This window comes from uncultured Clostridium sp. (assembly GCF_947036855.1).
Classification (GTDB): domain Bacteria; phylum Bacillota; class Clostridia; order Clostridiales; family Clostridiaceae; genus Sarcina.
On record NZ_CAMQRY010000003.1, the window covers coordinates 14,105 to 35,887 of the forward strand.

21 protein-coding genes and 1 tRNA gene are annotated in these 21,783 nt (G+C 32.9%); all 22 read left to right on the forward strand.

Annotated elements, in window-relative coordinates:
• Positions 1–2 precede the first annotated feature (2 nt).
• The 22 genes from rlmB to rplW all read left to right on the forward strand — a co-directional run bounded on the left by rlmB (position 3) and on the right by rplW (position 21,758).
• On the forward strand, positions 3–872 hold the full coding sequence (gene rlmB, locus Q0V15_RS01060; RefSeq protein ID WP_297435142.1) for a 23S rRNA (guanosine(2251)-2'-O)-methyltransferase RlmB: 870 nt from the start codon (positions 3–5) through the stop codon (positions 870–872).
• A gap of 17 nt (positions 873–889) precedes the next feature.
• On the forward strand, positions 890–1,414 hold the full coding sequence (locus tag Q0V15_RS01065; protein ID WP_297435143.1) for an NYN domain-containing protein: 525 nt from the start codon (positions 890–892) through the stop codon (positions 1,412–1,414).
• A 49-nt stretch (positions 1,415–1,463) separates the two neighbouring features.
• The gene (gene sigH / locus Q0V15_RS01070) at positions 1,464–2,123 is read left to right on the forward strand and encodes an RNA polymerase sporulation sigma factor SigH (RefSeq protein WP_297435144.1); all 660 of its coding nucleotides are present in this window, start codon (positions 1,464–1,466) and stop codon (positions 2,121–2,123) included.
• Between the two features lie 77 nt (positions 2,124–2,200).
• A tRNA-Thr gene (locus Q0V15_RS01075) sits at positions 2,201–2,276 on the forward strand.
• Positions 2,277–2,337: 61 nt separating this feature from the next.
• Complete coding sequence (tuf, locus tag Q0V15_RS01080; RefSeq protein ID WP_297435145.1) at positions 2,338–3,531, forward strand: elongation factor Tu; 1,194 nt, start codon at positions 2,338–2,340, stop codon at positions 3,529–3,531.
• Positions 3,532–3,715: 184 nt separating this feature from the next.
• Positions 3,716–3,865: a 50S ribosomal protein L33 gene (gene rpmG, locus Q0V15_RS01085; RefSeq protein WP_297435146.1), complete on the forward strand. Its 150-nt coding sequence runs from the start codon at positions 3,716–3,718 to the stop codon at positions 3,863–3,865.
• A gap of 63 nt (positions 3,866–3,928) precedes the next feature.
• Positions 3,929–4,153 (forward strand): preprotein translocase subunit SecE, encoded by a 225-nt coding sequence (gene secE / locus Q0V15_RS01090; RefSeq protein WP_297435147.1) that lies wholly within the window; start codon positions 3,929–3,931, stop codon positions 4,151–4,153.
• 46 nt (positions 4,154–4,199) lie between these two features.
• The gene (nusG, locus tag Q0V15_RS01095; protein ID WP_297435148.1) at positions 4,200–4,721 is read left to right on the forward strand and encodes a transcription termination/antitermination protein NusG; all 522 of its coding nucleotides are present in this window, start codon (positions 4,200–4,202) and stop codon (positions 4,719–4,721) included.
• A 74-nt stretch (positions 4,722–4,795) separates the two neighbouring features.
• A complete protein-coding gene (rplK, locus tag Q0V15_RS01100) occupies positions 4,796–5,221 on the forward strand; it encodes a 50S ribosomal protein L11 (RefSeq protein ID WP_297435149.1) in 426 nt (141 codons plus the stop codon).
• Between the two features lie 57 nt (positions 5,222–5,278).
• Positions 5,279–5,968 carry a 50S ribosomal protein L1 gene (gene rplA, locus Q0V15_RS01105; RefSeq protein WP_297435150.1) on the forward strand — a complete coding sequence of 230 codons (690 nt, stop codon included), beginning with the start codon at positions 5,279–5,281 and terminating at the stop codon, positions 5,966–5,968.
• A gap of 207 nt (positions 5,969–6,175) precedes the next feature.
• Entirely contained in the window at positions 6,176–6,679 is a 504-nt protein-coding gene (rplJ, locus tag Q0V15_RS01110) for a 50S ribosomal protein L10 (RefSeq protein WP_297435151.1), read from the forward strand.
• A gap of 47 nt (positions 6,680–6,726) precedes the next feature.
• Positions 6,727–7,086 carry a 50S ribosomal protein L7/L12 gene (gene rplL / locus Q0V15_RS01115; protein ID WP_297435152.1) on the forward strand — a complete coding sequence of 120 codons (360 nt, stop codon included), beginning with the start codon at positions 6,727–6,729 and terminating at the stop codon, positions 7,084–7,086.
• 276 nt (positions 7,087–7,362) lie between these two features.
• On the forward strand, positions 7,363–11,052 hold the full coding sequence (gene rpoB, locus Q0V15_RS01120) for a DNA-directed RNA polymerase subunit beta (RefSeq protein ID WP_297435153.1): 3,690 nt from the start codon (positions 7,363–7,365) through the stop codon (positions 11,050–11,052).
• 144 nt (positions 11,053–11,196) lie between these two features.
• On the forward strand, positions 11,197–14,733 hold the full coding sequence (rpoC, locus tag Q0V15_RS01125) for a DNA-directed RNA polymerase subunit beta' (protein WP_297435154.1): 3,537 nt from the start codon (positions 11,197–11,199) through the stop codon (positions 14,731–14,733).
• Between the two features lie 173 nt (positions 14,734–14,906).
• The gene (gene rpsL, locus Q0V15_RS01130; RefSeq protein ID WP_297435155.1) at positions 14,907–15,284 is read left to right on the forward strand and encodes a 30S ribosomal protein S12; all 378 of its coding nucleotides are present in this window, start codon (positions 14,907–14,909) and stop codon (positions 15,282–15,284) included.
• A 158-nt stretch (positions 15,285–15,442) separates the two neighbouring features.
• A complete protein-coding gene (rpsG, locus tag Q0V15_RS01135; RefSeq protein WP_297435156.1) occupies positions 15,443–15,913 on the forward strand; it encodes a 30S ribosomal protein S7 in 471 nt (156 codons plus the stop codon).
• An 86-nt stretch (positions 15,914–15,999) separates the two neighbouring features.
• A complete protein-coding gene (fusA, locus tag Q0V15_RS01140) occupies positions 16,000–18,066 on the forward strand; it encodes an elongation factor G (protein WP_297435157.1) in 2,067 nt (688 codons plus the stop codon).
• A gap of 45 nt (positions 18,067–18,111) precedes the next feature.
• On the forward strand, positions 18,112–19,305 hold the full coding sequence (gene tuf / locus Q0V15_RS01145) for an elongation factor Tu (RefSeq protein WP_297435145.1): 1,194 nt from the start codon (positions 18,112–18,114) through the stop codon (positions 19,303–19,305).
• A gap of 495 nt (positions 19,306–19,800) precedes the next feature.
• Positions 19,801–20,109 carry a 30S ribosomal protein S10 gene (rpsJ, locus tag Q0V15_RS01150; protein ID WP_297435159.1) on the forward strand — a complete coding sequence of 103 codons (309 nt, stop codon included), beginning with the start codon at positions 19,801–19,803 and terminating at the stop codon, positions 20,107–20,109.
• Positions 20,110–20,190: 81 nt separating this feature from the next.
• Entirely contained in the window at positions 20,191–20,820 is a 630-nt protein-coding gene (rplC, locus tag Q0V15_RS01155) for a 50S ribosomal protein L3 (protein WP_297435161.1), read from the forward strand.
• 24 nt (positions 20,821–20,844) lie between these two features.
• Entirely contained in the window at positions 20,845–21,465 is a 621-nt protein-coding gene (rplD, locus tag Q0V15_RS01160; RefSeq protein WP_297435163.1) for a 50S ribosomal protein L4, read from the forward strand.
• Positions 21,465–21,758, forward strand: a complete 294-nt coding sequence (rplW, locus tag Q0V15_RS01165; RefSeq protein WP_297435165.1) for a 50S ribosomal protein L23 — start codon at positions 21,465–21,467, stop codon at positions 21,756–21,758. Before rplD ends, rplW begins: the two co-directional genes overlap by 1 nt.
• The last annotated feature ends 25 nt before the right edge of the window (positions 21,759–21,783 follow it).

The following is a 21,783-nucleotide window of genomic DNA, read 5'->3' on the forward strand; positions in this document are numbered from 1 at the left end:
AAATGACAAAGTCAGAAAACAGAGCAAGACAAATGAGAAGATATGAAAAAGAATTAGCAAAAGATGAGAGAAGAGAAAGATATGAAGAGAAAATGGCTAAAGCTTCAGCAATAGATGGACAAATGTCTGGAAGAGAAGATTTAATAGAAGGAAGAAATTCTGTAATTGAACTTTTAAAATCAGAAAGAGCAACAGTTGAGCAAATATTCATAGCAAAAGGAAAATTAGAAGGTTCAATAACTAAAATTATAGGAATGGCTAAAGATAAAAGTATAGTTCTTAAAGAAGTAGATAGAAAAAAATTAGATTCATTAAGTGAAACAGGTTCACATCAAGGGGTAATAGCTCAAATAACACCTTTTGAATATAGTGAAGTTGATGATATTTTAGCTTATGCGGCTAAAAAAGGTCAAGATCCTTTCATAATAATATTAGATGAATTAGAAGATCCTCATAATTTAGGTTCAATAGTTAGAACAGCAGAACTTTGTGGTGTTCATGGAATAATAATACCAAAAAGAAGAAATGTTGGAGTAACATCAACAGTTTATAAAATAGCAGCTGGAGCTATAGAGCATATGAGAATTGCTAAAGTTACAAATGTTAATAATGAAATAGATAAATTAAAATCAAAAGGTGTTTGGATATATGGTTCAGATATAAGAGCAGAAGAGGTTAGTTATAGTGTAAACTATTCAGGACCTTGTGCGCTAATAATAGGAAATGAAGGAAGAGGAATGTCTAAATTAACTGCTAAGAAATGTGATAAATTAGTAAAAATACCTATGGTTGGAAAAATAAACTCTTTAAATGCGTCAGTTGCTGGTGGTATAATGATGTATGAAGTCTTAAAATCAAGACTAATAAAGTAGAAAAAAAGTAGTTATTGATGAAATTTGTATTTATTGATGCATATAATGTTATAAATAGTTGGCCAAGTTTAAAGAAGGTAATGAAAGAAACTGATCTTGAAAATGGAAGAATTAAATTGATAGAGAAAGTTGAAAATTATGCTTCGTTTAAAAATTGTAAAGCTTTTATAGTATTTGATGCACATAAACTCAGTAACAGTGATGAAAAAGAAGAGTCTGTAGGTAGAAATAAAAATGTAAGTGTAGTATACACTAAATCTAGTGAGACAGCTGACAGTTATATAGAGAGAAGAGTAAATGAACTAGGAAAAAGATATGAGGTTTTAGTGGTTACATCAGATAATCTAGAGCAACAAACAATTTTTCAAAGAGGTGCAACAAGAATGCCTTCATTAGAATTTTACAATGAAGTAGTAAAAGTTGAAGATGTTATAAAAGTAAGAACTAAGAAAAATGAAAGTGCTAATAGAAATCTTTTATGGGATAATCTTAGTGATGATGTTGCAGGGGTTTTAGATAAATTAAGAAAAAGTGATATGTAGGTTTGAGCTAAAGGTATTTCTTTTATATGGTATAAAAGGGGGGAGAATTATGGGGACAGTTGGAAGTTTGAGGTTAATGGAAAATGAGATAGTAAATAAAACTGATGAAGAAATAGTTTTAGTAGCAAAAACTGGTAACAATATAGCGCAAGATTTTATAATTAATAAGTATGAGCAGTTTGTGAAAGCTAAAGCAAAATCATATTTTTTAATAGGGGCAGATAAAGAAGATATATACCAAGAAGGTATGATTGGTTTATATAAAGCAATACGAGATTTTAAAGAGGATAAAGAAAGTTCTTTTAGAGTATTTGCAGAACTTTGTATAACAAGGCAAATAATAACTGCTATAAAAACAGCAACAAGGCAAAAACATATACCTCTTAATACATATGTTTCATTAAATAAGCCGATCTATGAAGAAGATTCTGAGAGAACATTATTAGATGTTATAGATGGAATGAAAATAACAGATCCAGAGGCTTTGATAATAGGAAAAGAAGATGTTGCGAATATAGAGCTTCAAATAAAAAGTGTTTTATCAAGTTTAGAAATGGAAGTTTTGAATTACTATTTAGATGGTAAAAGTTATCAAGAAATAGCAGAAGATCTTGATCGTGAAGCTAAATCTATAGATAATGCATTACAGCGAGTTAAGAAGAAATTAGAGAAGTCTTTTTATGAAAAAAAGAAGAGTGATATTTATTAATATATTATTGACAAAAATAAGTATTAGTAGTAAACTCATAAAAGTATAGAGATAAATTAGAATATAGGTATAAAGTTGCTCATGTGGCTCAGTTGGTAGAGTGTCGCCTTGGTAAGGCGGAGGTCGTCGGTTCAAGTCCGATCATGAGCTCCAAAAACTTGTAAGAGTGAAAACACTAGGCAAAGTTTATTTAAAATTAAAGGAGGAATTTACAATGTCAAAGGCTAAATTCGAGAGAAATAAACCACACGTAAACATTGGAACAATAGGTCACGTAGACCACGGTAAAACTACATTAACAGCTGCTATCACATCAGTATTAGCAGTAAGAGGTGGAGCTGAGGCTTTCAAATATGACGAAATAGATAAAGCACCAGAGGAAAAAGCAAGAGGAATCACAATCAACTCAGCACACGTTGAGTATGAAACAGAAGAAAGACACTATGCTCACGTTGACTGTCCAGGTCACGCTGACTATGTTAAGAATATGATCACAGGAGCTGCACAAATGGATGGAGCAATCCTAGTATGTTCAGCTGCAGATGGTCCAATGCCTCAAACAAGAGAGCATATACTATTAGCTTCAAGAGTTGGAGTTAGTCATATAGTAGTATTCTTAAACAAAGCTGACATGGTTGATGACGAAGAGTTATTAGAGTTAGTAGAAATGGAAATAAGAGAATTACTAAGTGAGTATGATTTCCCAGGAGATGATATTCCAGTAGTAAAAGGATCAGCATTAAAAGCATTAGAAAGCCCTTCAGATGAAGTTGCAATAGCACCAATCTTAGAGTTAATGGATGCAGTTGATAGTTATATCCCTACACCAGAGAGATCAACAGACTTAACATTCTTAATGCCAATAGAGGACGTCTTCACAATAACAGGAAGAGGAACAGTTGCAACAGGAAGAATTGAAAGAGGAACACTTCACATAGCTGAAGAAGTTGAAATCGTAGGATTAGTAGAAGAGAGCAGAAAAGTAATAGTAACAGGAATAGAAATGTTCAGAAAATTATTAGATGATGCTCAAGCAGGAGATAATATAGGAGCTCTTTTAAGAGGAGTTCAAAGAGATGATATACAAAGAGGGCAAGTTCTTGCTAAAACAGGATCAGTTAAGCCACATACAAACTTTGTAGGTCAAGTATATGTACTTAAAAAAGAAGAAGGTGGAAGACATACTCCATTCTTCGATGGATATAGACCACAGTTCTACTTTAGAACAACTGATGTAACAGGATCAATAAAATTACCAGACGGAATGGAAATGGTAATGCCAGGAGATCATATAGATATGGTTGTTGAATTAATACACCCAATCGCTATGGAAGAGGGATTAAGATTTGCTATCAGAGAAGGTGGAAGAACAGTAGGTTCAGGAGTTGTTACTACAATAACAAAGTAATCAATTTTTGATATACAAAAAGAGACTTTTCAATCTCAAACATGTAGGACTGGGTGTAATAACCTAGTCCTTTACATAGTCGAGAATTGTTGACATTAATATACTTTTGTGATAGTGTTATTATTGCAAATAAAGTCGAGATAGTAGACATTACTTTATATATAGGAAACTGGAGGTGCTGAACGTGAGAGTAAAAGTAACTTTAGCATGCACAGAGTGTAAGCAAAGAAATTACAGTACAATGAAAAATAAAAGAAATAATCCAAACAGAATTGAAATGAATAAATATTGCAAATTCTGTAAAAAACATACTCTTCATAGAGAAACAAAATAATAAACAGATTGATTGATCAATCTATTTGTTATTAACTCATAGGGTGTTAAGGATGTGAAACAAATGGCTGCAAATGGAAAAGGTAAGGATACATCTGTGAAAGCGGTAGGTCCTATTCAATTTTTAAAAGAGGTTAGGGCTGAGGTTAAAAGAATAACTTGGCCATCCAAAGAAGAAGCTAAAAAAGCAATAATAGCTGTCCTTGTGGTAACTATTGCTGCGATTATTTTAGTTGGTAGCGTAGATTTTGTGTTTAAAAACCTCTTTGAATTTATATTCAAACTTTAATTAGAAAAAGGAGGTTTAAAGGCTTTAAAAGCGCCTTAGAATTGATATGAGTGAAACAGCAAAATGGTACGTAGTACACACTTATTCTGGATACGAGAATAAAGTAAAAGTTACTATTGAAAAAACAATAGAAAACAGAAATATTCCAGGACTTATTTTTGATATGCAAATTCCTATGGAAGAGTATACTGAAGAAAAAGACGGGAAGATTAAAACTACTTTAAGAAAAAAGTTTCCAGGATATTTATTAGTTAAAATGCTTATGACAGACGAATCATGGTATGTGGTTAGAAATACTAGAGGAGTTACAGGGTTCGTAGGACCTGGGTCTAAGCCAGTTCCTCTTACTGATGCAGAAGTTGAAGCGATGGGTGTTCAAGATGGATACGTGGATATCAACCTTGAAGTAGGAGAGACTATTAAGGTAATTTCAGGAGCTATAGCTGGTTGTACAGCTGTAATAGAAGAAATTGACTTAGAAAACTCTAAAGTTAAGGCTTTAGTAGATATGTTCGGAAGAGAAACACTTGCCGAACTAGATTTTAACCAATTAGAAAAATTAGATTAGATAATTTAGACGAAAGTCTTAATTAAGTGGGAGGGGAAACCCCGAAAACACCACAGTAATAGGAGGAATAACTCATGGCTAAAAAAGTAACAGGAATGATAAAACTTCAACTTCAAGCAGGGAAGGCAACTCCTGCACCACCAGTAGGACCAGCTTTAGGTCAACATGGTGTTAATATTATGGGATTCTGTAAAGAGTTCAATGCAAAAACTTCAGATAAAGTTGGTTTAATAATACCAGTAGTTATAACAGTATATCAGGATAGATCATTTAGTTTTATACTAAAGACTCCACCAGCTGCTGTTTTAATTAAGAAAGAATTAGGATTAAAAAGTGGATCAGGTGTTCCGAATACAACTAAGGTTGGACAATTAACACAAGATCAAGTTAGAAAAATAGCTGAAATGAAAATGCCTGATTTAAATGCAGCTTCAGTTGAGTCTGCTATGAGAATGGTAGCAGGTACTGCAAGAAGTATGGGTGTTACAATAGAAGAATAATAACATACAAAATAAGTGGGAGGTCGAAACCGTTAGTACCACATAGGAGGATTTACAATGGGAAAGAATTATGTTGAAAGTGCAAAATTAGTAGATAAGAATGCATTATATACTCCAGCAGAAGCTTTAGAGCTTGCTGTTAAAACTGCAAAAGCTAAATTCGATGAAACAATTGAGTTACACGTAAGATTAGGTGTTGACCCAAGACATGCTGACCAACAAGTAAGAGGTGCTGTAGTACTTCCTCACGGAACTGGTAAAGTAGTAAGAGTTTTAGTATTCGCTAAAGGAGCTAAAGCTGAAGAAGCTAAAGCTGCAGGAGCAGATTTTGTTGGAGCAGAAGATATGCTTCAAAAAATACAAGGTGAAAACTGGTTTGAATTTGATGTTGTAGTTGCAACTCCTGATATGATGGGTGTTGTAGGAAGATTAGGAAGAGTCTTAGGACCTAAAGGTTTAATGCCAAATCCTAAATCTGGAACAGTTACATTTGATGTAACTAAAGCTATAGAAGATATCAAAGCTGGTAAAGTTGAATATAGAGTTGATAAAACTTCTATCGTTCACTGCCCAATCGGTAAAGATTCATTCGGAGCTGAAAAACTTGGAGAAAACTTTAAAGCTTTAATGGAAGCTTTAGTAAAAGCTAAACCAGCTGCTGCTAAAGGACAATACATTAAGTCAGTTTCAGTTTCTGCAACAATGGGACCAGGAGCTAAAATTAATCCATCAAAAGTTTTAGATTAGTATTAATTAACTATTGACATATTTTCAATAATTAATTATAATAAATCTTGTTAAAAAGTAAATAAAGTTTCCGTAGACCGTAGGTACGTAAAGTGTAACGCATGCAACCTACATAGGACTGATTTATATATTTAAGTCTTCCTAGTCTACGGGGGGACTTTTCTTAATATATTAAGCAGTTTTTAACTGTGAGGAGGTGGACACACCGTGAACAAGAATAGACAAATTAAAGAAGCAAAAGTTGCTGAAATCAAAGGGAAATTAGAAAAAGCTCAATCTGTAGTACTTTCTAACTATCAAGGATTATCAGTAGAACAAGATACTGAATTAAGAAAATCTTTAAGAGAAGCTGGTGTTGAGTATAAAGTATACAAAAACAGTTTAGTAGTATTAGCTGCTAAAGAGCTTGGACTTGAAGGTATAACAGAATTCTTAAGTGGACCAGTTTCAATAGCATTCGGATATGAAGATGCTACTGCTCCAGCTAGAGTTTTAAATAACTTTGCTAAATCAAGCAAGAAATTAACATTAAAAGCTGGTATCGTTGATGGAATTATCTACGATTCAGAAAAAATTGCAATGCTTGCAGAGATTCCTTCAAGAGAAGTTCTTATTGGGAAATTCCTTGGAAGCATCAAGTCTCCAATATCAAATTTTGCATATTTATTAAGTGCAATAAAAGATCAAAAAGAGACAGAAGTAACAGAATAATAAACTAAAAAAAATAAAATAAGAAAGAAATTTCGGAGGTGCTAAAAATGACAAAAGATCAAATAATAGAAGCAATCAAAAATATGACAGTTTTAGAATTAAACGAGCTAGTATCAGCTTGTGAAGAAGAGTTTGGAGTAAGCGCTGCTGCTCCTGTAGCTGCAGCTGGAGTAGCTGGAGCTACAACAGAAGAAAAGACTGAGTTCGACGTAGTATTAGCTAGTGTTGGAGCAAGTAAAATAAAAGTAATCAAAGCAGTAAGAGAAGTTACTGGATTAGGATTAAAAGAAGCTAAAGAAATAGTTGATGGAGCTCCTAAGACATTAAAAGAAGCTATAACTAAAGATGCAGCTGAAGAAATAAAAGCTAAGTTAGAAGAAGTTGGAGCAACAGTAGAAGTTAAATAATTCTACTTTCTCATAATTTATAAAATAGAGGTGCTTAATAGTACCTCTTTTTTTTTGAAAAATATTTAATTATGGTTTTATTGACAGACAAGTTTCACTATGTTACTATAATTAAATGTATTATTATTGTATATGAGTATATATAACATTATATTTGAATAAAAAATGTAAAGTTGGGTATACTAAACAGATGATATTGTATGCAGTCCAAAAGCAAAAGTCCTTAGGGAAAGTCCGCTTTTGGGTTATTTTAGTTTATACGAGGGGTGAATATTGATGGTACATCCTATCCAAGTTGGAAAAAGAACAAGGATGAGCTTTGCTAAGGTAAAAGATGTCGCTGAAATGCCTAATTTAATAGAGGTTCAGTTAGATTCATACCACTGGTTTTTAAAAGCAGGTTTACAAGAGGTTTTTGATGATATAAATCCTATTGCAAACTTCACAGGAAACTTAGTATTAGAGTTTGTTGGGTATAATCTTGATATGGAAAATGTCAAGTATACAGTAGAAGAATGTAAAGAGAGAGATGCTACATATGCAGCTCCTTTAAAAGTTACTGTAAGACTTCAAAATGAAGAAACAGGAGAAATAAAGGAACAAGAGGTGTTTATGGGAGATTTCCCACTAATGACAGATCAAGGAACTTTCATCATTAATGGTGCTGAAAGAGTTATTGTATCTCAATTAGTTAGATCACCAGGAGTTTATTATAATTCAAGTGTAGATAAGAATGGTAAAAAATTATTTGGAGCTACAGTAATTCCTAACAGGGGTGCTTGGTTAGAATATGAAACAGATTCTAATGATATTATTTACGTAAGAATAGATAAAACAAGAAAACTACCTATTTCAATCTTGGCAAGAGCTATGGGAATCGGTAGTGATCAAGAGCTATTAGATTATTTCGGAGAAGAAGAAAGGTTTAAAGCTAGTATTGAAAAAGATAACACAAAAACTAAAGAGGAAGCTCTTTTAGAGATTTATAAAAGATTAAGACCAGGTGAACCACCTACAGTTGATAGTGCGGTTTCACTTATTGACTCTTTATTTTTTGATGCTAAAAGATATGATTTATCTAAAGTTGGAAGATATAAATTCAATAAAAAATTAGCTTTAGGCTTAAGAATTGCTAATAAAATATCAGCAGAGGATATAATTGACCCTTCAACTGGAGAAATACTTGTTGCTAAAGGTGAAAAAATATCAAGAGAAATATCAGATGATATACAAAATGCTGGTATAAATTCAGTGGATCTTTTAGTTGAAGATAGAGTTATTAGAGCTATTGGAAATCATTTTGTTGATATAAGAAAGTATATAAGTTTTGATATATCTGATTTAAAATTTAAGGAGTTAGTACATTATCCTACACTTAAAGAAATATTAGATAATTTTTCTGATGAAGCTGAGTTAAAAGTTGAATTAAAGAAAAACATGAATAGACTTATACCTAAACATATCATTAAAGATGATATTTTTGCAACTATAAGTTATGAAATTGGTCTTACTTATGGAATTGGTGAAAAAGATGATATTGATCATTTAGGTAATAGACGATTAAGAAGTGTTGGAGAATTACTTCAAAATCAATTTAGAATTGGTTTATCTAGAATGGAAAGAGTAGTTAAGGAAAGAATGACTATTCAAGACCAAGAAGGAATTACACCACAGCAATTAATAAATATAAGACCAGTTGCAGCAGCTATAAAAGAATTCTTTGGTAGCTCACAATTATCTCAGTTCATGGACCAAACAAATCCATTATCAGAGTTAACACATAAAAGAAGATTATCAGCACTTGGACCAGGAGGTCTTTCAAGAGAAAGAGCTGGTTTTGAAGTAAGAGACGTTCATCACTCACATTATGGAAGAATGTGTCCTATAGAAACACCAGAGGGACCAAATATTGGACTTATTAACTCATTAGCTACATATGCTAAAGTAAATGAGTATGGATTTATGGAAACTCCTTATAGAATTGTTGATAAAAAGACAGGACTTATAACAAGTGAAATTAAATATTTCACAGCAGATGAGGAAGATAAATATCTAATAGCACAGGCAAATGAGCCAATAGCTGAAGATGGTAGATTCTTAGATGCAAGAATAACTGCAAGAATCAAAGAAGAAGTGGTTATTGTTCCTAAAGAAGATATAGATTTAATGGACGTATCTCCAAGACAAATAGTATCAGTAGCTACATCTATGATACCATTCCTTGAAAATGATGATGCTTCAAGAGCTCTTATGGGTTCTAATATGCAACGTCAAGCTGTTCCATTATTAAAACCTCAAGCACCTGTAGTAGGTACAGGTATAGAGTTTAGAGCTGCGGTTGACTCAGGGGTTTTACCAAAAGCTAAAAATGCAGGAACTGTAGATTATGTAAGTGCAAATGAAATTAGAATTAAGAGAGATCTTGATGGTGGTATTGATGTATATAGACTTCTTAAATTTAAGAGAAGTAACCAAGGTACTTGTATTAATCAAAAACCTTTAGTTGATAAAAATGAAAAAGTTGCTCAAGGGCAAGTTTTATCAGATGGACCATCAACTGATTTAGGAGAAATTGCTTTAGGTAAAAACATTAGAATGGGATTCATTACATGGGAAGGATATAATTATGAGGATGCTATGCTAATTTCGGAAGAATTAGTTAGAGAAGACGTATTTACATCAATCCATATAGAGGAATATGAATGTGAAGCTAGAGACACTAAGTTAGGGCCTGAGGAAATAACAAGGGATATACCTAATGTAAGTGAAGATACTCTTAAAGATATAGATGAAAGAGGTATAATTAGAATTGGTGCTGAGATAAGATCTGGAGATATATTAGTTGGAAAAGTTACACCAAAAGGTGAAACAGAATTAACAGCTGAAGAAAGATTACTTAGAGCTATATTTGGTGAGAAAGCTAGAGAAGTTAGAGATACTTCACTAAAAGTTCCACACGGAGAAGCTGGTATAATTGTTGATATTAAAGTATTTACTAGAGAAAATGGTGATGAATTATCTCCAGGTGTAAATGAATTAGTAAGATGTTATATTGCTCAAAAAAGAAAGATATCAGTTGGAGATAAAATGGCTGGACGTCATGGTAACAAAGGGGTTATTTCAAGGGTTTTACCTGAAGAAGATATGCCATTCTTACCAGATGGTAGACCACTTCAAATATGTCTGAATCCATTAGGAGTTCCTTCACGTATGAATATCGGGCAAGTGCTAGAGGTTCATTTAGGTTGGGCAGCAAGTGCATTAGGATGGCATATTGCAACTCCAGTATTTGATGGTGCTACAGAAGCAGACATTGAAAGATACTTAGAAGAAGCAGGATATAATGCTGATGGGAAAACTGTTTTAAGAGATGGTAGAACAGGGGATGAGTTTGATAGTAGAGTTACAGTTGGAATAATGTATATTCTTAAACTTGCTCACTTAGTTGATGATAAAATCCATGCTAGATCAACAGGTCCATACTCATTAGTTACTCAACAACCATTGGGTGGAAAAGCTCAATTTGGTGGTCAGAGATTTGGAGAAATGGAAGTTTGGGCTCTTGAAGCATATGGAGCTGCACATACTTTACAAGAAATTCTTACAGTTAAGTCTGATGACGTTGTCGGAAGAGTTAAAACTTATGAAGCTATTGTAAAAGGTGAAAATATTCCAGAACCAGGTGTACCTGAATCATTTAAAGTTCTTATTAAAGAATTACAAGCTTTATGTCTAGATGTTAAAGTTTTAAATAATTCAAATGAAGAAGTAAAACTTAAAGAAGTTGTTGAAGATGAAATAGAAGAGTTAGAAGTTAATATAGAAGGTGAAGAAGAGAAAGCAAATGCAGAATCTTCAGATGATACTTATATTGACGAAACAGAAGTTGAAGAAGAAGACGTAGATTATGATAATTTAGATCTTGAAGATTTAACAACTGACTTAGAAATAGATGATTTTGAATAAGATAATTTAAGTAATTTATAATAAATATCGGTTTATTCTACTGACCTTGACTAGTAGAAGATATTCTAAAAGAGAATATTCCCCTACTGGATAATTTAGTAGGGGATTTATTAAACTACAATAATATGAAGGGAGGATACACCCTTGTTTGAATTAAATAATTTTGATGCTTTACAAATAGGGTTAGCTTCACCAGAGCAAATTAGAAATTGGTCTAGAGGTGAAGTTAAAAAACCTGAAACTATAAACTATAGAACATTAAAACCAGAAAGAGATGGTTTATTCTGTGAAAGAATATTTGGACCAATAAAGGACTGGGAATGTCATTGTGGAAAATATAAAAGAGTTAGATATAAAGGTGTAGTTTGTGATAGATGTGGAGTTGAGGTGACTAAGTCTAAGGTAAGAAGAGAAAGAATGGGTCACATTGAACTTGCAGCACCAGTATCACATATATGGTACTTTAAAGGAATTCCATCAAGAATGGGATTAATTATGGATATGTCACCAAGATCTTTAGAAAAAGTTTTATATTTTGCTTCATATATTGTAATAGATCCAAAAGAAACTGGATTAGTTAAAAAACAACTTTTAAATGAAAAAGAATATAGAGAAGCTGCTGATAAATATGGTGAAGAAAATTTTGAGGCTGCTATGGGAGCTGAAGCTGTTAAAAAGCTATTAGCTGAAATTGACTTAGAAAGAGGTTCAGTAGAACTTAAAGAAGAGTTAAAGCAAAGTACAGGACAAAAAAAGGTTAGAATAATAAGAAGACTTGAAGTTATAGAATCATTTAGAAAATCAGGAAATAAGCCTGAGTGGATGATTGTTGATGTTATACCAGTAATACCACCAGATTTAAGACCAATGGTTCAATTAGATGGAGGAAGATTTGCTACATCTGATTTAAATGATTTATATAGAAGAGTTATAAATAGAAATAATAGACTTAAAAAATTATTAGATTTAGGTGCTCCAGATATTATCGTTAGAAATGAAAAGAGAATGCTTCAAGAAGCGGTTGATGCTTTAATAGATAACGGTAGAAGAGGAAGACCAGTAACAGGACCAGGTAATAGACCGTTGAAATCATTATCAGATATGCTAAAAGGTAAACAAGGTAGATTTAGACAAAACTTACTAGGTAAGAGAGTTGATTATTCAGGAAGATCAGTTATTGTAGTTGGACCTGAATTGAAAATGTATCAATGTGGACTTCCAAAAGAAATGGCTTTAGAATTATTTAAACCATTTGTAATGAAGAAATTAGTAGAAGAAGGAATATCACATAATATCAAGAATGCTAAGAGATTAGTAGAAAGAATTATGCCACAAGTATGGGATGTTTTAGAAGAAGTTATAGCTGATCATCCAGTATTACTTAACCGTGCTCCTACACTTCATAGACTTGGAATTCAAGCTTTCCAACCAGTACTAGTAGAAGGAAAAGCTATAAAATTACATCCGCTTGTTTGTACAGCATATAATGCTGATTTTGATGGAGATCAAATGGCTGTTCACGTACCATTATCAGTGGAAGCACAAGCTGAAGCTAGGTTCTTAATGCTAGCAGCTGGAAATATAATGAAACCATCAGATGGTAAACCAGTATGTATTCCAACACAGGATATGGTTCTTGGAACTTATTACATGACAATGGATAAGGATAATACAGAAGGTGAAGGTAGATACTTTGCAAGTCTTAATGAAGTTATAATGGCTTATCAATTAAAGCAAATATCTATACATGCTAAAATAAATGTTAAAATTGAGAGAGAAGTTAATGGAGAAATAAAAACTGGAATAATAAAAACGACTCCAGGAAAAGTAATATTCAATGAAGCAATACCTCAAGATTTAGGGTTTATTAATAGAGAAGATGAAGCAGAGATGTTTGATTTAGAAATAGATTTCTTAATAACTAAGAAAAGTTTAGGGAAAATAATAGATAAATGTTACTTAAAGCATGGAGCAACAAAGACATCAGTAATGTTAGATGCTATTAAAGCAACAGGATATCACTACTCATCAATAGGTGCTATAACTGTATCTGCGTCTGATATGATAGTACCAGACGCGAAGCAAGGATTATTAAAAGATGCAGATGAAACAGTTGAAAAAATTGAGAAAATGTATAGACGAGGACTTATTTCAGATGAAGAAAGATATGAAAGAGTTATTGAAAAATGGACTAATACAACAGAAGATGTAGCTAATGCATTAATGGATAGTCTAGATAAGTTTAATCCTATATTTATGATGGCTGATTCAGGAGCCAGAGGATCAAAAGCTCAAATTAAGCAACTTGCAGGAATGAGAGGGCTTATGGCCAATCCTTCAGGTAAGATAATAGAGCTTCCAATCAGAGCTTCATTTAGAGAAGGTCTTGATGTATCAGAATATTTCATATCAACTCACGGAGCTAGAAAAGGAAATGCTGATACAGCTCTTAAAACTGCTGACTCAGGATATTTAACAAGAAGACTTGTTGATGTAAGCCAAGATGTTATAGTTAGAGAGGAAGATTGTTTCACAGATGATGGGATGTACGTATCAGAAATAAAAGAGGGTACAGAAACTATTGAAGGCTTAGAAGAAAGATTAACAGGAAGATATTCAGCTGAAGCAATATATCACCCTGTAAGTGGTGAATTATTAGTAGCTAATGATACTTATATGGGATCAGAATTAGCGGCTAAAGTTGCTGAAACTAATATTGAAAAAGTTAAAATAAGATCAGTATTTAGATGTTCTTCTAAATTTGGAGTATGTGCTAAGTGCTATGGTATGAATATGGCAACATCTGAGAAGATAAATATTGGAGAAGCTGTTGGTATAGTTGCAGCTCAATCAATTGGTGAACCAGGAACACAGCTTACAATGAGAACTTTCCATACTGGTGGAGTTGCTGGATCAGATATCACGCAAGGACTTCCAAGAGTTGAAGAGTTATTTGAAGCTAGAAAGCCTAAAGGTCTAGCTATGGTAAGTGAAGTTAATGGAACATTAAGAATAGAAGAAACTAAAAAGAAGAAGAATGTATATGTTATGTCAGCAGATGGCGAAGAATATGCATATGATATTCCATTTGGTTCAAGAGTAATAGTTCTTGATGGAGGAACAATTGAAGCTGGAGAAGAAATTACAGAAGGATCAGTTAATCCTCATGATATAATGGCTATCAAAGGTGTTGATGGTGCTAGACAGTATCTTTTATCAGAAGTTCAAAAAGTTTATAGATTACAGGGTGTTGATATAAATGATAAACACTTAGAAGTAGTTGTTAGACAGATGACTAGAAAGATAAAAGTAACTGAATCAGGAGATACTGAATTATTACCTGGTGTAATGGTTGATATGTTTGATTTCCATGGAACAAATAAGAATATTGCAAAAATAGGCGGAGAACCAGCTAAAGGAGACCAAGTTTTACTTGGTATAACTAAAGCATCTCTTGCTACAGATAGTTTCTTATCAGCAGCATCATTCCAAGAAACAACAAGAGTTCTTACAGATGCAGCTATTAAAGGTAAAATTGATCCATTAATAGGATTAAAAGAAAATGTTATTATTGGTAAGTTAATACCAGCAGGTACAGGAATGATGAAATATAGATCTGTGAAATTAAATACTGATACTGATTTAGAAGAAGATGAACAAGTAAACATCATTGAAGAATAGTATTTAAATTATTGACAGAGCTATTTTAAAGTGATAAAATACAATTTGTGTGTATAGCTAAAAAGCTATTCACACATTAAATAATGAGTATTAATTGAGATATATTAGTACTATGAAGATGTTAACATCATATTTAATATAGAATGTTATGAAATAATCAGGAGGTGAAAGGTATGCCAACAATTAATCAATTAGTAAGAAAAGGCAGAAAAACATTAGTTACTAAGTCAACTGCGCCAGCGCTTAAAGAGTGCCCTCAAAGAAGAGGAGTTTGTACAGTAGTAAAAACAAGTACTCCTAAGAAACCTAACTCAGCTTTAAGAAAAGTTGCAAGAGTTAGATTAACAAACGGATTCGAAGTTACAGCTTACATTCCAGGTGTAGGCCACAACTTACAAGAACATAGTGTTGTTCTTATAAGAGGTGGAAGAGTAAAAGACCTTCCTGGTGTTAGATACCATATTGTCAGAGGAGCATTAGACTCAGCTGGAGTAGCTAACAGAATGCAAGGAAGATCAAAGTACGGTGCTAAGAGACCTAAGAAGAAATAATATTTCATTTTAAACTTAGCTTAAGTGCTATGACTTCAATTAAAAGATAGATTATATAGTTTATTATAGATAGAAGCATGCACTTTACGACAAAATGTAATTAAAGTTATGTCGAGTACCGATGAACTTAAGTTAGAATTATTAAGGAGGGAAGAAAAGTGCCAAGAAAAGGACATATCGCAAAAAGGGAAGTGTTACCAGATCCTATATACAAGACAGTTACTGTAACTAAATTAGTTAACTCAGTAATGTTAGATGGTAAAAAAGGAATAGCTCAAAAAATATGTTATGATGCTTTTGAAATCATTGCTGAGAAATCAGGAAAAGATGCTAATGAAGTATTTGAGGAAGCATTAGTTAACATAATGCCATTACTAGAAGTTAAAGCTAGAAGAATAGGTGGTGCTAACTACCAGGTTCCAATAGAAGTAAGACCAGAGAGAAGACAAACTTTAGGGTTAAGATGGTTACTTATAGCTACTAGAAAAAGAGGCGAAAAGTACATGAGAGAGAGATTAGCAGCAGAAATACTTGATGCGTCTAACAACACTGGAGCAGCTGTCAAAAAGAGAGAAGATACTCACAAAATGGCAGAAGCTAACAAAGCGTTCGCTCATTATAGATTCTAATACTAAGTACAAAGCTGTTTTGGTTAAGCCAAAACAGTTTTGTTGAATTTAAAAATAATTCATAAATAGAAGAGGAGGAAATTTTAATGGCAAGAAAATATGCATTAGAAAAATTCCGTAACTTTGGAATAATGGCTCATATAGATGCGGGTAAAACTACTACTACAGAGCGTATTCTTTTTTATACAGGAAGAAAACATAAAATAGGTGAAACTCATGAAGGTGCTGCTACAATGGACTGGATGGTTCAAGAACAAGAAAGAGGTATAACAATTACTTCAGCAGCTACAACATGTGAGTGGAAAGGTTATGAGTTAAATATAATAGATACTCCAGGACACGTAGATTTCACAGTAGAGGTTGAAAGATCATTAAGAGTACTTGATGGAACAGTTACTGTATTAGATGCTAAAAGTGGAGTTGAGCCTCAAACTGAAACTGTTTGGAGACAGGCAGATAAGTATGGTGTTCCTAGAATGATATATGTTAATAAGATGGATGCTACAGGAGCAGACTTCTATAACTGTATAGCTTCAGTAAGAGATAGATTAAGAACAAATGCTATTGCTATACAAATTCCAATAGGAAAAGAATTAGAATTCAAAGGTATGGTAGATTTAATTAAAAATGTTGCTGTAATATTCAATGATGACCTAGGTCAAGATGTATTTGAAGGTGAAATTCCAGATGAATATAAAGAGCAAGCTGAAGAATACAGAACAATGATGATAGATGCAATTGCTGAAACTGATGATGAGTTAATGGAAAAATACCTTGAAGGTGAAGAATTAACAGAAGAAGAGTTAAAAGTTGCTTTAAGAAAAGCTACTATAGCTAATCAAATAGTACCAGTAATATGTGGATCATCATATAAAAATAAAGGTGTTCAAAGAATGATTGATGGAGTTGTTGACTTCCTACCATCACCTTTAGATATCGAAGCTATCAAAGGAACTGATTTAGAAGGAAATGATGATACTAGAGAAGCTTCTGATGAAGCACCATTATCAGCATTAGCTTTTAAAATTGCAACAGATCCATTTGTTGGAAAATTAGCATTTACAAGAGTTTATTCAGGTGTTTTAACTAGTGGAACATATGTACTTAACTCTACTAAAGATAAAAAAGAAAGAATTGGTAGACTTGTAAAAATGCATGCTAACTCAAGAGAAGAGATAGAATCATTAGAAGCGGGAGAAATTGGTGCTATAATTGGATTAAAGAACACTACAACAGGTGATACTTTATGTTCAGAAGACCATCCAATAATCTTAGAGAGCATGGACTTCCCAGAGCCAGTTATCTCAGTTGCTATTGAGCCTAAAACAAAAGCAGCTCAAGAAAAAATGGGATTAGCTTTATCTAAATTAGCTGAAGAAGATCCAACATTTAAAACTTGGACAGATCAAGAAACTGCACAAACAATTATAGCTGGTATGGGTGAGCTTCACTTAGACATTATAGTTGATAGATTAAGAAGAGAATTTAAAGTTGAATGTAATGTTGGAGCACCACAGGTTGCATACAAAGAGACAATCAGAAATGAAGTTCATGCAGAAGCTAAATATGCTAAACAATCAGGTGGTAAAGGTCAATATGGTCACTGTAAGATTATTATGACACCACATGAAGGTGAGTATTTATTTGAAAATGGTGTTACAGGAGGGTCAATTCCTAGAGAATATATTCCTGCTATAGATAATGGTATCAAAGAAGCTTCAGCTAGTGGTATAATTGCTGGATATCCAGTTATTAACTTCAAAGTTAAAGTTTATGATGGTTCATATCATGATGTCGATTCATCAGAAATGGCATTTAAAATAGCTGGATCAATGGCATTTAAAAATGCTATGAAAAAAGCAGATCCAGTATTACTTGAGCCAATAATGAAGGTTGAAATTGTTATGCCTGAAGAATATATGGGAGATGTTATCGGAGATGCTAACTCAAGAAGAGGTAGAATTGAAGGTATGGAAGCTAGAGGTGGAGCACAAGTTGTTAACACATTTATTCCACTTTCAGAAATGTTTGGATATGCAACAACATTAAGATCAAGAACTCAAGGTAGAGGAACATACTCAATGGAGTTTGATCACTATGGAGAGGTTCCAAAGAATGTTCAAGAAGATATTGCTGGAAAAAGAGTTAATTAATAAGAAGTATTAATATAATTATTTAAAATTAAAGGAGGAATTTATATGTCAAAGGCTAAATTCGAGAGAAATAAACCACACGTAAACATTGGAACAATAGGTCACGTAGACCACGGTAAAACTACATTAACAGCTGCTATCACATCAGTATTAGCAGTAAGAGGTGGAGCTGAGGCTTTCAAATATGACGAAATAGATAAAGCACCAGAGGAAAAAGCAAGAGGAATCACAATCAACTCAGCACACGTTGAGTATGAAACAGAAGAAAGACACTATGCTCACGTTGACTGTCCAGGTCACGCTGACTATGTTAAGAATATGATCACAGGAGCTGCACAAATGGATGGAGCAATCCTAGTATGTTCAGCTGCAGATGGTCCAATGCCTCAAACAAGAGAGCATATACTATTAGCTTCAAGAGTTGGAGTTAGTCATATAGTAGTATTCTTAAACAAAGCTGACATGGTTGATGACGAAGAGTTATTAGAGTTAGTAGAAATGGAAATAAGAGAATTACTAAGTGAGTATGATTTCCCAGGAGATGATATTCCAGTAGTAAAAGGATCAGCATTAAAAGCATTAGAAAGCCCTTCAGATGAAGTTGCAATAGCACCAATCTTAGAGTTAATGGATGCAGTTGATAGTTATATCCCTACACCAGAGAGATCAACAGACTTAACATTCTTAATGCCAATAGAGGACGTCTTCACAATAACAGGAAGAGGAACAGTTGCAACAGGAAGAATTGAAAGAGGAACACTTCACATAGCTGAAGAAGTTGAAATCGTAGGATTAGTAGAAGAGAGCAGAAAAGTAATAGTAACAGGAATAGAAATGTTCAGAAAATTATTAGATGATGCTCAAGCAGGAGATAATATAGGAGCTCTTTTAAGAGGAGTTCAAAGAGATGATATACAAAGAGGGCAAGTTCTTGCTAAAACAGGATCAGTTAAGCCACATACAAACTTTGTAGGTCAAGTATATGTACTTAAAAAAGAAGAAGGTGGAAGACATACTCCATTCTTCGATGGATATAGACCACAGTTCTACTTTAGAACAACTGATGTAACAGGATCAATAAAATTACCAGACGGAATGGAAATGGTAATGCCAGGAGATCATATAGATATGGTTGTTGAATTAATACACCCAATCGCTATGGAAGAGGGATTAAGATTTGCTATCAGAGAAGGTGGAAGAACAGTAGGTTCAGGAGTTGTTACTACAATAACAAAGTAATTAATTTTTGATATACAAAAAATATTAAAGCTATTTTAAATTGAATTATTTTTTAGCGCGAAAAGTAAATTAAATTTTATAGTTTTAGTGAGATTAAAGAGTAGATGATAAATCATCTACTCTTTTTTTATATAAAAATAAAGTGCATATTAATAAATTTCAAGAACTGTTTATATATTAATTATAAAAAGTTTTTCTTGTAAAAATTAAAAAAAGATGTATTATATATTGTAGAGACATTCAGTGAAATTATTTTTAAAAAAAACTTGAAAAAATAGAATATACATAGTATAATTAAGAAGTTGCAAAGCAAACAGCGATGAATCGAGAGGTTGCCGGACTTCCGGGTTATTCTTGATGAGTATGTTAGGATCTAGAATCCAACGACAGGTGTTTTATACTGGTTTTCGAAATAAAAGAAACACCAGGGACAGTTTATAGAACAACGCTGTTGTGCGTTAGAAGTAAAACGTACAAGAAAAGGAGGGAAAGCATATGTCAAAGCAAAAAATAAGAATTAAATTAAAGGCTTTTGATCACACAATATTAGATCAATCTGCTGAAAGAATTGTTGAAACAGCTAAAACAACAGGAGCAAAGGTTGTAGGACCAGTACCGCTTCCAACAAGTAAAGAGATAATAACTATCTTAAGAGCTGTTCATAATTACAAAGATTCAAGAGAACAATTCGAAATCAGAACACACAAGAGATTAATAGATATCGTTAACCCATCACCTAAAACAGTTGATGCATTAATGAGATTAAACTTACCAGCTGGTGTTGATATCGAAATAAAATTATAATATAATCTCAACATTATATTAAAAAATAGGCTATTATGAATGCGTAAGCAATCCGCTAATAAGTTTGGGAGGTGTAGCTACATGAAAAAAGCTATAATAGGTAAAAAAATCGGTATGACTCAAATATTCGATGAGAATGGAAAAGTTGTACCTGTAACAGTAGTAGAAGTTGGTTCAAATGTTGTTGTTCAAAAGAAAACAGTTGAAATCGATGGATACCAAGCAATTCAAGTAGGATTTGGAGAGGTAAGAGAAAAATTACTTAACAAACCTAAAAAAGGTCACTTAGCTAAAGCTGGAGTTTCTTTCAGAAGAACTCTTAAAGAATTCAGATTAGAAGATATATCAGGATATAATCTTGGTGATGCTATTAATGCTGACATTTTTGAAGTTGGAGAAAAAGTTGACGTATCAGGAGTTTCTAAAGGTAAAGGATTCCAAGGGGTTATTAAAAGATGGGGACAAAGCAGAGGGCCTATGAGTCACGGTTCTAAGTTCCATAGAGCACCAGGTTCAATGGGAGCTTCATCTGATCCATCAAAAACTTTTAAAAACAAAAGATTACCAGGACACATGGGTTCAGTTAGCAGAACTGTATTAAACCTTGAAATTGTTAAGGTTATGGCAGATAAGAATGTTATCTTAGTAAAAGGTGGTATTCCAGGAGCAAATAAAAGTACAGTAGTTATCAGAAATAGTGTTAAAGCTTAATTTCTGTAGAAAGGAGGAAACAAAATGCCTACATTAGGATTATTTAACAAAGAAGGACAAAAAATTGAAGATATTCAATTAAACGAAGTAGTATTCGGAGCAGAAGTTAATGGAGATGTATTACATCAAGTAGTAGTTGCTTTATTAGCTAATAAGAGACAAGGAACTCAATCAGCTAAAACTAGATCTGAAGTAAGAGGTGGAGGAATCAAACCTTGGAAACAAAAAGGAACTGGTAGAGCTAGACAGGGTTCAATAAGATCACCTCAATGGGCTGGTGGAGGAATAGTATTCGCGCCAAAACCTAGAAGTTACAGACAATCAGTACCTAAGAGTATGAGATTAGTAGCTATGAGATCAGCTTTATCAAGTTTAGTTGTAGATGAAAAATTAGTTGTTTTAGACAACTTAGAGTTCAATGCACCTAAAACTAAAGAAGCTTTAAGTGTTTTAAAAGCTTTCGAAGCTAAAAAGACATTAGTAATTACTTTAGAGTCAAACGAAAATGTATATAAATCATTCAGAAATGTTGAGGGTGTAGCAGTACTTCCATTAAACAACATTAACGTATACGATTTATTAAAATACGGAAAAGTTATGATGACTAAAGAAGTTATAAATAAAATTGAGGAGGTGTACGCATAATGAAATTAACAAGCCATGATATAATAAGAAAGCCTGTTATAACTGAAAAAAGTATGGCTGCTATGGCAGAGGGTAAATATACATTTACTGTTCATGTTTCAGCTAACAAGGTTCAAGTAAAAAATGCTATTGAAGAAATATTCAACAATGTTAAAGTTGCTGATGTTAAAACAATGAAGTATGATGGAAAAACTAAAAGAGTTGGCGTTCACATCGGAAAAAGAGCAGGATTTAAGAAAGCAATAGTTACTTTATCAGAAGGTACTATCGAATTCTTCGAAGGAATGCAATAATTTAAAAACCGGTAGTGGCTGAGGC

Excerpts from the sequence above, each read along its gene's own strand:
- rplC (WP_297435161.1), top strand. The coding sequence starts at position 20,191 with ATGAAAAAAGCTATAATAGGTAAAAAAATCGGTATGACTCAAATATTC.
- sigH (WP_297435144.1), top strand. The coding sequence starts at position 1,464 with ATGGGGACAGTTGGAAGTTTGAGGTTAATGGAAAATGAGATAGTAAAT.
- tuf (WP_297435145.1), top strand. The coding sequence starts at position 18,112 with ATGTCAAAGGCTAAATTCGAGAGAAATAAACCACACGTAAACATTGGA.
- rplD (WP_297435163.1), top strand. The coding sequence starts at position 20,845 with ATGCCTACATTAGGATTATTTAACAAAGAAGGACAAAAAATTGAAGAT.
- rpoB (WP_297435153.1), top strand. The coding sequence starts at position 7,363 with ATGGTACATCCTATCCAAGTTGGAAAAAGAACAAGGATGAGCTTTGCT.
- tuf (WP_297435145.1), top strand. The coding sequence starts at position 2,338 with ATGTCAAAGGCTAAATTCGAGAGAAATAAACCACACGTAAACATTGGA.
- Q0V15_RS01065 (WP_297435143.1), top strand. The coding sequence starts at position 890 with ATGAAATTTGTATTTATTGATGCATATAATGTTATAAATAGTTGGCCA.
- rplK (WP_297435149.1), top strand. The coding sequence starts at position 4,796 with ATGGCTAAAAAAGTAACAGGAATGATAAAACTTCAACTTCAAGCAGGG.
- fusA (WP_297435157.1), top strand. The coding sequence starts at position 16,000 with ATGGCAAGAAAATATGCATTAGAAAAATTCCGTAACTTTGGAATAATG.
- secE (WP_297435147.1), top strand. The coding sequence starts at position 3,929 with ATGGCTGCAAATGGAAAAGGTAAGGATACATCTGTGAAAGCGGTAGGT.
- rplA (WP_297435150.1), top strand. The coding sequence starts at position 5,279 with ATGGGAAAGAATTATGTTGAAAGTGCAAAATTAGTAGATAAGAATGCA.
- rlmB (WP_297435142.1), top strand. The coding sequence starts at position 3 with ATGACAAAGTCAGAAAACAGAGCAAGACAAATGAGAAGATATGAAAAA.
- rplW (WP_297435165.1), top strand. The coding sequence starts at position 21,465 with ATGAAATTAACAAGCCATGATATAATAAGAAAGCCTGTTATAACTGAA.
- nusG (WP_297435148.1), top strand. The coding sequence starts at position 4,200 with ATGAGTGAAACAGCAAAATGGTACGTAGTACACACTTATTCTGGATAC.
- rpsL (WP_297435155.1), top strand. The coding sequence starts at position 14,907 with ATGCCAACAATTAATCAATTAGTAAGAAAAGGCAGAAAAACATTAGTT.
- rpsJ (WP_297435159.1), top strand. The coding sequence starts at position 19,801 with ATGTCAAAGCAAAAAATAAGAATTAAATTAAAGGCTTTTGATCACACA.
- rplL (WP_297435152.1), top strand. The coding sequence starts at position 6,727 with ATGACAAAAGATCAAATAATAGAAGCAATCAAAAATATGACAGTTTTA.